The sequence below is a fragment of the Natrinema sp. LJW11 genome, from assembly GCF_056135975.1.
The window spans coordinates 19,100-30,686 of the sequence record NZ_JBWBDM010000003.1; the positions used below are offsets into that span (position 1 = coordinate 19,100).

The following is an 11,587-nucleotide window of genomic DNA, read 5'->3' on the forward strand; positions in this document are numbered from 1 at the left end:
GAGACGATCACAAGCTACGACATTCCTTCTGGCCTGTATGGTCGCACTGTCCATGATAGCGGCCGGCGTTCCGGCGGCCACGGCGGGCGGTGACGGCGACCTCGAGAATGGAACCGTCCACGCGCTCGAGGACGGGGAGGAGCTCTACCTGGTCTTCGGTGCCGACCTCGGCGAGCAGTCGCTCGAGGAGTACGTCGACCAGCACGCGAGCGGCTCGGCCGACACCGCGGCCGAGGTCATCCAGTATCAGGACGTCGATCAGGTCAACATCAACGAGCAAGGCTCCGCGGTGTCGATCGCGATCGACGGCGGCGAAGCGACCGCCGTCCAGGAAGCGAACCAGTACAACGACAACGAACAGCGCGGGTCCGCGACCGCCGAGGACCGCCTCCAGAGCGCGGAAACGCAGTTCGAGAACGTCGGTGATGTCAACATCATCATCGGTGACGGTGGCGACCAGCAGTTCGACGGTTGGGGCGTCAAAGACAAGAAAGGTGACGACGAGACGATCACCCAGGAGGCCCTCGCCGCTGTGACGCAGTCACAGGAGGTCGGACAGGTTAACTACAACAACCAGAGCACCGCGTTCGCGCTGGCGGTTAACGACAGCGACGCGACCGCGCTCCAGCAGTCCTACCAGCGCAACGAGAACCTGCAGGAAGGCGTCGCTAACGCGTCGAACGTCTACCTCGGTGACGGTGACTTCGGTCACAAGAAGGACAAGAGCGGCGATCACGGTCCGAGCGCCGACCAGAGCGCCGACGCGCTGCTCACGCAACAACAGGACGTCGAACAGGCGAACGTGAACGAACAGCGCGGTGCCGTCGCCATCGCCGTCGGCGAGGGCAGTACCGCGACTGCGATCCAGTTCACCGATCAGAGCAACCTCAACACCCAACTCGGCAGCGCCGACGCCTCGAACCTGTTGGCGTCGTCAGTCGGGATGAACGTCGCGACCGCCGGCGACGTCGGCAGCGACATCCTCTCGACCGAAACCGACGCGAAAAAGCCCGATAAGAAAGGCAGCGACGACGGTGCCGAGCAGACGGCGACCGCCGGCGTGGCCCAGGAGCAGGGCGTCGAACAGCGTAACATCAACCTGCAGAACAGCGCCATGGCCATCGCGCAGAACGGCAGCGAGGCCGTTGCCATCCAGATGGCGTACCAGCAGAACTACAACGCGCAGATCGGCTACGCCGATGCGCTCAACGTCTACGCGAGTCCGGGCTACGTCTCCGACGAGGTCGCCCGCACCTCGAGTACGACGGTCACCGTCGACGGCAACTCCGGCTCCGCCAACCCCGGCATGTCGTACGATTACGCCGCCAACGCGACGCAGACGAACGACGTCGATCAAACGGCGAGCGCGGCGATCGAACAGCACCAGTTCGTCACGCAGGAGAACCTGAACGAGCAACACACCTCCGTCGCACTCGCCGAAGACGGTGGCAGTGCCGGCAGCTCGCAGATCACCATGCAGGAGAACGAAAACATCCAGCTCACGTCCGTCGCGGCGACGAACACGTGGGTCGAAGCGTAACTGGCGTCCGTCACACGGTCGGTTTTCGACCGACGTGACCGCAGTTCCCGTTTCTTTTGCGTTTCCGATTGCGATACCACACGGCGCCGTGATGGGCGCTCCGATGGCCGATGGCTCGTCGGTCGATGCTATAACTGGACTCGTTCGCTTCTCCCGTCCGTCGGCTCCGGCTGCAAAGAGAGACGGTCGCCAGTCGCCGGAAGGAGTCTCGAAGCGCAGTGGTACACTCATTTACCCGTTGCGGAGACAACGTAATATCGACTAGACATCATACAAGTAGATCTTTCGGCGGTGAGCGACGGTTGTGAGAGAGATGCGCCCGCCACCGCGGCGTCCGCACGAACGCGTTGCGCCACCGATCTGCGTTTCGTCCCGGAAACACGAGATTGCATCCAGTAGTCTCCTTGTTTTCTGATAGTAATAGCTAACGGATGCTTCCAATACTCCGTCTGTGAGCGATTCGTCCGACGTGGCGGCTCGTGGGTTCTATATCTGTTTACCACTGAAACGATCTCTCTTCCTTTTGAAATCGGCCATGCCACGACCGAGAGCATGAGCACAGGGGACCCGGACATGACTGTAGCAGGGTCGAAAGCCATCGGATACGAATACGACGAGGAGAGTCGAGACCCCGTTATCGGGGAGGATCCGACGATTAGACCGGGAACGATTATCTACAACGACGTGGTCATCGGTGACCGATTTACGACCGGCCACTTCGGGCTCGTACGCGAGCGAACCGAGATCGGTGACGACGTCGTCGTCGGAACGAACGTGACCATCGACGGGACCACGACCGTCGGCTCGAACGCGAGTTTCCAGACGGGCGCGTACGTTCCCGCGAAGAGTACGATCGGCGATCACGTCTTTCTCGGACCGCAGGCCGTCCTGACGAACGATCCGTATCCGCTCCGCCGGGACGTCGAACTCGAGGGGCCGGTCCTCGAGGATCACGTTTCGGTCGGCGCGAACGCGACGATCCTCCCGGGGGTGACCGTCGGGCGGGGATCGTTCGTCGCCGCCGGCGCCGTGGTGACGAGAGACGTTCCGGAACGGACCTTGGCGGTGGGGTCGCCGGCGAGCCACGAGCCGCTTCCGGAGTCGCTTCGCGGGGGGAACGGCGAGTGATCCCGATCGCGAACCCCGAACTCGGCGAGCCGGAGACCGAACGGCTCTCGGCCGTCATCGAGAGCGGGATGCTCGCCGACGGGGACGAGGTCCGCGAGTTCGAGCGGGAGTTCGCCGAGTACTGCGGCGTCGAGTACGGCGTCGCCACGTCGAACGGAACGACGGCGCTCCACGCCGCGCTCGAAGCGCTCGAGGTCGGCGACGGCGACCGCGTTCTCACGACGCCGTTCTCGTTCGTCGCGACGGCGAACGCGATCAGACACGCCGGTGCGGAGCCGGTGTTCGGCGACGTCGACCCGGCCACGTACAATCTCGATCCGGCCGTCGCCCGCGAGACCGCGCGGACCGAAGGCGTCGACGCGATACTCGTCGTCCACCTGTACGGCTGTCCGGCCGAGATGGACGCCTTCGCCGATCTGGCGTCCGACCTCGGAGTTCCGCTCGTCGAAGACTGCGCGCAGGCCCACGGGGCGGCCTACCGCGGCGATCGCGTCGGCTCGTTCGGCGACGCCGCCTGCTTCTCGTTCTACCCGACGAAGAACATGACGACCGGCGAAGGCGGCATCGTCCTGACCGATCGCCGCGACGTCGCAGCGGGCGTCGAGCAGTTCGCCGATCACGGCCGAACGGACGACGGCACCCACGCGATCGTCGGCCACAACTTCCGGATGACGAACCTCGCGGCCGCGATCGGCCGCGCCCAACTCGAGCGCCTGCCGGCCTTTCTCGAGCGGCGCCGAGAGAACGCGGCTCGACTGACCGACGGGCTCTCCGGAACGGAGCCGTCGCTGCCGACCGAGCCGGCGCACGCGCGCCACGCGTTTCACCAGTATACCGTTCGAACCGCCGATCGCCGAGGGCTGCGGGACCACCTCGCGGCCCACGACATCGGGACGGGCGTCTACTACCCCGACTGTATCCACGAGGAACCGGCGTACGACGACGTCGCCCACGACGCGCCCGAAGCCGAGCGAGCGGCCGCCGAGGTGCTGTCGCTCCCGGTCCACCCGAACGTCTCCACCGACGATATCGACCGCATCACGGAGGTGATCGTCGACTATGCAGCCTGAACGGCGACTCGACGTGGGCGTCGTCGGCGTCGGATCGATGGGGAAGAACCACGCCCGCGTCTACGGCGGACTCCCCGCCGCGAACCTCGCGGGCGTCTTCGACGTCGACGAGGACCGGGCGACGGACGTCGCGAACGAGTACGGCGCGTCCCCGATGGGGCTCGAGGACCTGCTCGCGTCGGTCGACGCCGTCTCGGTCGCCGTCCCCACCGCTCACCATTACGACGTGGCGACGACGTGTCTCGAGGCCGGAGTCGCGACGCTCATCGAGAAGCCCGTCGTCGACGATCTCGAGACGGGGCGGAAACTCCAGTCGGCGGCGAAGGCGGCGGACGTTCCCGTACAGGTCGGCCACATCGAACGGTTCAATCCCGCCGTGGAGACGCTCGCCGAACTGATCGGCGACCTGTCGGTCATCGGTATCGCGACCGAACGGGTCGGGCCACCGGTGGGTCGCGCGATCGAGGACAGCGCCGTGCTCGATCTGATGATCCACGACATCGACGTCGTGCTCTCGCTCCTGGGGGACGCGCCGACCGCGATACAGAGCACCGGCGTCGACGACAACCGGCACGCGACGGCGCTGCTCGAGTTCGATTCCGGGACGATGGCCTCGCTGACGGCGAGTCGGTTGACCCAGCGGAAAGTCCGGACCCTCCGGGTGACCGCCGAGGAGTGTCTCGTCGAACTCGATTACATCGACCAGTCGATCGAAATTCACCGCCGTTCGGTCCCCGAGTACGTCGAAGAGAACGGCGACGTCCGGTTCAGACACGAGAGTCTCGTCGAGCGCCCGCGCGTCGCGAACGAGGAACCGCTGCGCAACGAACTCGCGACGTTCCTCGAGGCGGTCGCGTCGAACGAACCGCCGCGCGTGACGATCGACGACGGGCTCGCCGCGCTCGAGATCGCAAAGCGGATCGAAGCGCAGGGGACGCGCGATCGAACCGCCGTGGACCCGGAGACTGCACATGACTGAACAGCGACACCGGCCCGATCACGACGGCGACGGTCCGTACGGCGCCGAGGAATCGACGGCCCGGCAGCGAGACGCGTTCGCGAGCGGCTCGGTCCCGGTCGCCGTCTACGGGCTCGGAAAGATGGGGTTACCCCTGGCGGCGGTATTCGCTGAGACGACGGGGAACGTCATCGGTGCCGACGTCGATCCCGACGTCGTCGCGGCGATCAACGACGGGGGCTGTCACGTGAAACGGGAACCGGGCCTCCCGTCGCTCGTCGCGGAGACCGTCGCGGACGACGCGCTGGCCGCGACGACGAACCCGCGCGACGCGGCCGAGCGCGCATCGGTGCACGTCGTCATCGTCCCGACGCCGATCACGGCCGAGAACGAACCCGACCTCGCGATACTCGACGCCGTCGTCGAGGAGATCGGGGCCGGACTGGACGCGGGGGACCTCGTCCTCGTCGAGTCCACCGTCCCGCCGCGGACGACGGCCGAGCGAGTGCTGCCCGCGCTCGAGGACGCGTCGGGGCGCTCCCGCGGCGAGTTCGGAGTGGCGTTCTGTCCGGAGCGGACCTCGAGCGGCCGCGCGCTCGAGGACATCCGCGGTGCCTACCCCAAAGTCGTCGGCGGCGTCGACGACGAGAGCACCCGCGCGGCGACGCTGGTGTACGAGGCGATCAACGACGAGGGCGCCATCACCGTTTCGGACGCGACGACGGCGGAGGCCGTCAAGGTCTTCGAGGGGCTGTACAGGGACGTCAACATCGCGCTCGCGAACGAACTGGCGACGTTCACCGACGAGTTCGGCATCGACGTCAGGGAAGCGATCGAGGTCGCCAACACGCAACCGTACTGCGACATCCACGACCCCGGTCCGGGGGTCGGGGGTCACTGTATCCCCTTCTATCCCTACTTCGTGATCGATCCCTTCGAGACGGACGCACCGCTGTTGCGCACCGCTCGGGAAGTCAACGACTCGATGCCGTCGTACGCAGTCGACAAACTCCGCGAGGAGTTCGCGGCGGAGCGGACGGAACTGGCCGGCGCGTCGGTCCTGTTGCTCGGGCTGACCTACCGTCCCGGCGTCGACGAGATCCGGGCGTCGCCGTCGCTCGCGATCGCCGAGGAGCTCTCGTCGGCCGGCGCGGACGTCTACGGCGTCGATCCGGTCCTCGAGTCGTTCGAGTCGTTCGAGGAGCGGGGGATGACTCCCGTCTCGCTCGACGAGCTGTACGAGCTGTCCCTCGACGGCGTGATCCTCGTCACTCCCCACCGAGAGTTCGATTCGATTCGGTGGCCGGCGCTCGATCGCGAGGACGGCCAACTCCTCGTCGTGGACGGCCGGGCGGCGCTCGATCGCGAGGTCCTCGCAGAGACGAATCATCGTCTCTACACGATCGGAGGTGGAACCGATGAGTGACTCGCGGTACGCATCCCCCGATCCAGCCGCGACGGAGGCGCGTATCTGCATCGTCGGACTCGGCTACGTCGGCCTGCCGTTGGCCTACGCGTTCGACGCCGCGGGACACGACGTGTGGGGCTTCGACGTCGATCAGGACAAAGTCGAGACGCTCGAGTCCGGGACGGACCCGACCGACGACATCGGCGATCGCGAGATCGAAACCAGTTCGATCGAGTTCACGACCGATGCGAGCGTGATCGCCGAGGTCGAGCACGTCATCGTGACGGTTCCCACGCCCGTCGACAGCTTCCAGAAGCCCGACCTCTCGTTCGTCGCCGACGCGGGGCGTATCGTGGGCCGGCACATCCGGCCGGGAACGATCGCGACGCTCGAGTCGACCGTCTATCCGGGCGGGACGCGGTCGGTGTTCGCGCCGGCCATCGAGGAGCGCTCCGGACTGACCGCCGGCGAGGAGTTCGGCGTCGGGTACGCTCCGGAGCGGGTCGTGCCGGGAAATCGGCAACGCACCATCCGAAACGTCGCAAAGCTCGTCAGCGGGGTGACCGACGAGACGCGAGCCGAACTCGCCGCGCTGTTCGAAACGATCGTCGACGCGGAAGTTCACGAAACGCCGACGATAGAGACCGCGGAGACGGCCAAGTGCATCGAGAACACCCAGCGCGACCTCAACATCGCCCTCGTCAACGAGCTGGCGATCGCGTGCAGCCACCTGGGACTGGACACGAGCGCCGTGCTCGAGGCGGCGGGAACGAAGTGGAACTTCCACGAGTACGAACCGGGACTCGTCGGCGGCCACTGCATTCCGGTCGATCCGTTCTACCTGATCTACGAGACGGAGCGGAACGGCTTCTCGCCGGAACTCATCCGGAAGGGACGGGAGGTCAACAGCTACGTGCCGACATACATCGGAAAAATGATAATTAAGGGACTGAACGACGGCGGACACGTCCTCCGAGACAGCACCGTGTTGATACTCGGGTTGGCGTACAAACCCGACGTCGGGGACATCAGGACGTCCGCGATCGACGGCGTGATCGAAACGATACGAGAGTACGGGGTGTCGGTCGCCGGCTTCGATCCGGTCGCCGACGACGACGCCGTCCGCGACGAGTTCGGGATCGACGTTCAGGAGACGATCTCACCCGACGGCATCGAGGGGCTCGTAATCGGCACGCCACACAGCGCGTTCGACGATCTCGATTTCGGGGCGCTCACTTCGGGCATGAACGAGAATCCGATCGCGATCGACATCGGCGGAACGTTCAGAGATCGGCTTTCCCCCCTCGTCTCCAGCTACAGGAGGCTATAATGTACCGGGACCACAGCATCAGCGTCGTCGTTCCGGCGTACAACGAAGCGGGATTCGTCGGCGACGTCGTCCGCGGAATTCCGGCGTTCGTCGACCGAATCTACGTCGTCGACGACCGCTCGACGGACGGCACGTGGAGCGAAATCCTCGCGAGCGCGCGGACGGATGCGCGCACCGCAGATCGAAGCGGGCCGAACTACGGCGACGGTAGCGTGGCAGCCACCGACGGCGGCGCGATCAACGACTCCGCGGGAGACGGCGCCCTGAACGACACCCGCAGCGCTCTCGAACAGCGCGCGACGGTCCACGAGCCGATCGGGCGCGTCGTCCCGATTCGGCACCGATCGAACCGGGGAGCCGGCGGGGCGATCCTGACGGGCTACCTGGCCGCGCTGAACGACGAGATCGAGGTCACCGTGACCGTCGACGGCGACGGCCAGATGGACCTCGCGCAGATGCCGAAACTCATCGATCCGGTCGTCGAGGGCGCCGATTACGCGAAGGGAAACAGACTGCTCTCCGCGGAGTATCGAAACGACATGCCGACGTTCCGGTTCGTCGGGAACTCGCTCCTGTCGCTGCTGACCAAAATCGCCAGCGGCTACTGGAAGGTGAGCGATCCCCAGAACGGCTACACCGCGATCTCGTTGGGCGCGCTCGAGCGAATCGACGTCGAGGAGCTGTACGAGTACTACGGCTACTGCAACGACCTGCTGGTGAAGTTGAACGCCGAACGGCTGCGCGTCGCCGACGTCGCGATCCCGTCGGTCTACGGCGAGGAGGAATCCGGCATCGCGTATCGGACCTACGTTCCGAAGGTCTCGGGCATGCTGCTTCGAGGCTTCCTCTGGCGGATGAAGTCGCGATACCTCGTCCTGGACTTCCACCCGCTCGTCCTGTTCTACCTCTTCGGCGTCACGTCGGCGCTCGGCGGGATCCTGTCCGGGCTCTGGTCGCTCGTCGCGTCCGGCGGGGAAGCGCGCTCGAGCGGGCGGCTCCTCGAAGCCGTGACGAGCGGCGCACTCGTGCTCGTCGGCTGCCTCTCGGTGGCGTTCGCGATGTTGCTGGACCTCGGCGAGAACGAGGGCCTGGAGGAACGACGCTATGAGTGACGACACCGAGCGCGTGGTGAGCACGATCCAGCACCCCGCCCACGTCCACTTCTTCAGAAACGCGATCGCCGAACTCGAGGAGCGCGGGTACGACGTCCGCGTGTTCGCTCGAGAGAAGGATATCGTCTGCGACCTGCTCGACGCGTACGGCATCGAGTACCGAACGCTCGCGGGCGAACCGGGGAGTCTGTACGAACTGGCCAAGGTACAGGCGAGATACGAGTACGAGGTGATCAAACGCACCCGCGAGCTGAACCCGGCGGCGCTGCTGGCCATCGCGGAGCCGTCGATCACGCACGCGTCGACGGTTAGCGACGGAACGAGCGTGCTATTCACCGACACCGAGCACGCGACGCTGCAGAACCTCCTCGCTTTCCCGTTCTCCGACGTCATCTGCACGCCCGACTCGTTTCGGGACGATCTCGGCTCGAAGCACGTTCGGTACGCGGGCTACCACGAACTTGCGTACCTCCACCCGAACCGGTTCGGTCCGGATCCGGCGGTACTGGACCGGATCGGCGCCCGCGAGGACGAGACGCTGGTCGTGTTGCGGCTGGTCTCGTGGGCGGCCGCACACGACGTCGGGAGGCGAGGGATGGAAGACGTCGAAACGCTCATCGAGGCGCTCGAGGCGGCCGAGTGCCGGGTGCTGATCACCGCCGAGACGGACCTCCCGCCGTCGCTCGCGGACAGACGGGTCGACATCCCGCCCGAGCAGATGCACGACCTGCTGTCCTACGCCGACTTGCTGCTCGGCGAGAGCGGAACGATGACCATCGAGAGCGCGCTCCTCGGGACGCCCGCGATATTCGTCTCGCCGTTCTCCGCCGGCGTTCTGACGGAACTCGAGGAGCGGTACGGACTCGTGTTCTCTCGCGCCGAAACGGAGCCGGCTGCGGAGATCGCCGCGCTCGCCACTGCGATCGTCGCGGCGGATCCGGCGATCTGGGAGCGGCGGCGGCGAGCGCTCCTCGACGAGAAGATCGACACGACCGAGTTCATCGTCCATACCGTCGAGCGGGTGATCGACGCGTGACGTCGGTGCCGGACGACCACGAGTTCGCACTCTGCCTGACACACGACGTCGACAGACCCTACAAGACCTATCAAGCGCCGTATTACGCGCTCACGGAGCGCGATCCGTCCCAGTTGCGCTCGATGGTGACGGCGGATCGGCCCTACTGGCAGTTCGACGCGATACTGGAACTCGAGGCGGAGCTCGGCGTTCGGTCGTCGTTTTACTTCCTGAACGAGAAACGCCTCTTCCGAGACAAGCCACCGCGCGAGTGGCTGCGCCCCCGCAGCTGGCAGATTTACGCCGGCAGGTACGACATCACCGACGACGACATCGTCGACGTCATCCGGACCCTCGACCGTCGCGGCTGGGAGGTCGGGATGCACGGTTCCTACGACTCGTACGACGACCGCGACCGGCTCGCCGACGAGAAGGCGACCCTCGAGGCGATCCTGGGACACGAGGTCGTCGGCGGTCGACAGCACTACCTCAACCTGGATCGCCCGCGGACGTGGCGGCATCACCGCGAGATCGGATTGCGGTACGACGCGAGCCTCGGTTCGAGCACGGAGTACGGGTTCGACGGCCGCTACGACGTCGTTCGGCCGTTCGACGACGAGTTCGTCGTGTTTCCGCTGACGATCATGGAGACCGCGCTCCTGGACGACGCACCCTCGATCGACCGCGCGTGGTCGGAGTGTCGGCGACTCCTGACGGAAGCGCGGGAGCACGACGCCGTGATGACCGTCCTGTGGCACCCCCGCTACATGAACGAGGCGGAGTTCCCGGGGTACCGACGGCTCTACGGGCGACTGATCGAGGAAGCGCTGGCGATGGACGCCTGGGTCGGCTCCTGTGGCGCCTACTACGAACGACTCGAAACGGTGGAGATCGACGCATGAGCATCGACATCACGCAATTTGACGCCGACGAGCGCATCGATCGCGAACAGTGGGACGACTACGTCCGCCGGTCCCGCGGCGGAACGCTCTTCCACACGTTCGAGATGCTCGAGCTTATCGAGCGCCACGCGTCGGCCGACCTGTACCCCTTCATCGGATACAAGGGACAGGAACCGGTCGGCGTGTTCCCGATATTCGAACTCCGGAAGGGTGGGATCTCCACCGCCTTCTCCCCGCCGCCGCGGATGGGGATCCCGACCATGGGGCCGGTGGTGCTCAACGACGGGCACTTGAAACGACGGAAGGCCGAGCGACGGATGCGGCGCTTCGTCGACGGCTGTCTCGAGGCGATCGACGAGCGGATCGGGCCCCGGTACAGTCATGTCGCCACCTCGGTCGGCGTCGACGACCCGCGCCCGTTCGCGTGGAACGAGTTCGACGTCTCCCCCCGGCACACGTACCTTCTCGACATCGATCGCGACCTCGACGACCTCAAGCAGTCGTTCTCCAAGTCGCTCCGTCGTTACCTCGATCCCGACGACGAGCGGTTCCTGATCGAGGAGCGCGGCGCGGAGGCGATCGAATTCATCCACGAGCAGGTCGCCGCGAGATACGAGGCCCAGGATCGGACGTACACCGTCCCCCTCGAGTTCCTCCTCGAGGCCTACGAGACGCTCCCGGAGGGACGGCTCCGACCGTACGTCGGCGAGGTCGACGGCGACGTCGCGAGCGGGATCCTCGCCTTCGAGGGGCCGTCGACCGTCTATTACTCCGAAGGGGGCGGAAAACCCGACGTCGACTATCCGATAAACGACCTGCTGCACTGGCGGATTATTCGCGACGCGCGAGAGCGGGGGATCGAACGGTACGATCTCTGTGGCGCGAACACGAAACGCATCTGCACGTACAAGTCGAAGTTCAACCCCGAACTCGCGACCTACTACGAGGCGGAACGGGGAACGCCCGTCATGAACGCCGTCTCGAGTCTCTACAAGCGGCTTCGGTGACCGCAAGGCCGGGTCCGCTCCCGGATCGGGCTCGGACTGCGTGACGTCAACCGGGCCGCTGGTGGATCCGCACGCGCAGTGTCGATCCGTTCGACCGACCGTCGTTTCGCCCACTCA

General features: G+C 65.9%; 10 protein-coding genes. All 10 read left to right on the plus strand.

The features are described 5' to 3' along the window. Positions 1 to 37: 37 nt before the first annotated feature. The 10 genes from AC0QDI_RS09035 to AC0QDI_RS09080 all read left to right on the plus strand — a co-directional run bounded on the left by AC0QDI_RS09035 (position 38) and on the right by AC0QDI_RS09080 (position 11,470). Positions 38 to 1,540: a hypothetical protein gene (locus AC0QDI_RS09035; RefSeq protein ID WP_474667374.1), complete on the plus strand. Its 1,503-nt coding sequence runs from the start codon at positions 38 to 40 to the stop codon at positions 1,538 to 1,540. Between the two features lie 552 nt (positions 1,541 to 2,092). Further along, on the plus strand, positions 2,093 to 2,668 hold the full coding sequence (locus AC0QDI_RS09040) for an acyltransferase (protein ID WP_474667376.1): 576 nt from the start codon (positions 2,093 to 2,095) through the stop codon (positions 2,666 to 2,668). After that, positions 2,665 to 3,738, plus strand: coding sequence for a DegT/DnrJ/EryC1/StrS family aminotransferase (locus tag AC0QDI_RS09045; protein ID WP_474667378.1), 1,074 nt, complete (start codon positions 2,665 to 2,667; stop codon positions 3,736 to 3,738). Before AC0QDI_RS09040 ends, AC0QDI_RS09045 begins: the two co-directional genes overlap by 4 nt. Further along, positions 3,728 to 4,717, plus strand: coding sequence for a Gfo/Idh/MocA family oxidoreductase (locus AC0QDI_RS09050; RefSeq protein ID WP_474667380.1), 990 nt, complete (start codon positions 3,728 to 3,730; stop codon positions 4,715 to 4,717). The genes AC0QDI_RS09045 and AC0QDI_RS09050 overlap by 11 nt, the downstream gene beginning before the upstream one ends. Continuing rightward, the gene (locus AC0QDI_RS09055; RefSeq protein WP_474667382.1) at positions 4,710 to 6,122 is read left to right on the plus strand and encodes a nucleotide sugar dehydrogenase; all 1,413 of its coding nucleotides are present in this window, start codon (positions 4,710 to 4,712) and stop codon (positions 6,120 to 6,122) included. The genes AC0QDI_RS09050 and AC0QDI_RS09055 overlap by 8 nt, the downstream gene beginning before the upstream one ends. Next, positions 6,115 to 7,434 (plus strand): nucleotide sugar dehydrogenase, encoded by a 1,320-nt coding sequence (locus tag AC0QDI_RS09060; protein ID WP_474667384.1) that lies wholly within the window; start codon positions 6,115 to 6,117, stop codon positions 7,432 to 7,434. Before AC0QDI_RS09055 ends, AC0QDI_RS09060 begins: the two co-directional genes overlap by 8 nt. Further along, the gene (locus AC0QDI_RS09065) at positions 7,434 to 8,546 is read left to right on the plus strand and encodes a glycosyltransferase family 2 protein (RefSeq protein WP_474667386.1); all 1,113 of its coding nucleotides are present in this window, start codon (positions 7,434 to 7,436) and stop codon (positions 8,544 to 8,546) included. Before AC0QDI_RS09060 ends, AC0QDI_RS09065 begins: the two co-directional genes overlap by 1 nt. Beyond that, a complete protein-coding gene (locus tag AC0QDI_RS09070) occupies positions 8,539 to 9,582 on the plus strand; it encodes a DUF354 domain-containing protein (protein WP_474667388.1) in 1,044 nt (347 codons plus the stop codon). Before AC0QDI_RS09065 ends, AC0QDI_RS09070 begins: the two co-directional genes overlap by 8 nt. Continuing rightward, complete coding sequence (locus AC0QDI_RS09075) at positions 9,579 to 10,463, plus strand: polysaccharide deacetylase family protein (protein ID WP_474667390.1); 885 nt, start codon at positions 9,579 to 9,581, stop codon at positions 10,461 to 10,463. The genes AC0QDI_RS09070 and AC0QDI_RS09075 overlap by 4 nt, the downstream gene beginning before the upstream one ends. Continuing rightward, a complete protein-coding gene (locus AC0QDI_RS09080; RefSeq protein WP_474667392.1) occupies positions 10,460 to 11,470 on the plus strand; it encodes a GNAT family N-acetyltransferase in 1,011 nt (336 codons plus the stop codon). The genes AC0QDI_RS09075 and AC0QDI_RS09080 overlap by 4 nt, the downstream gene beginning before the upstream one ends. Positions 11,471 to 11,587: the final 117 nt, after the last annotated feature.

Bases quoted from the DNA above. Each gene is read 5' to 3' on its own strand.
- AC0QDI_RS09035 (WP_474667374.1), top strand. From the start codon at position 38: ATGGTCGCACTGTCCATGATAGCGGCCGGCGTTCCGGCGGCCACGGCG.
- AC0QDI_RS09040 (WP_474667376.1), top strand. From the start codon at position 2,093: ATGAGCACAGGGGACCCGGACATGACTGTAGCAGGGTCGAAAGCCATC.
- AC0QDI_RS09050 (WP_474667380.1), top strand. From the start codon at position 3,728: ATGCAGCCTGAACGGCGACTCGACGTGGGCGTCGTCGGCGTCGGATCG.
- AC0QDI_RS09055 (WP_474667382.1), top strand. From the start codon at position 4,710: ATGACTGAACAGCGACACCGGCCCGATCACGACGGCGACGGTCCGTAC.
- AC0QDI_RS09060 (WP_474667384.1), top strand. From the start codon at position 6,115: ATGAGTGACTCGCGGTACGCATCCCCCGATCCAGCCGCGACGGAGGCG.
- AC0QDI_RS09065 (WP_474667386.1), top strand. From the start codon at position 7,434: ATGTACCGGGACCACAGCATCAGCGTCGTCGTTCCGGCGTACAACGAA.
- AC0QDI_RS09070 (WP_474667388.1), top strand. From the start codon at position 8,539: ATGAGTGACGACACCGAGCGCGTGGTGAGCACGATCCAGCACCCCGCC.
- AC0QDI_RS09080 (WP_474667392.1), top strand. From the start codon at position 10,460: ATGAGCATCGACATCACGCAATTTGACGCCGACGAGCGCATCGATCGC.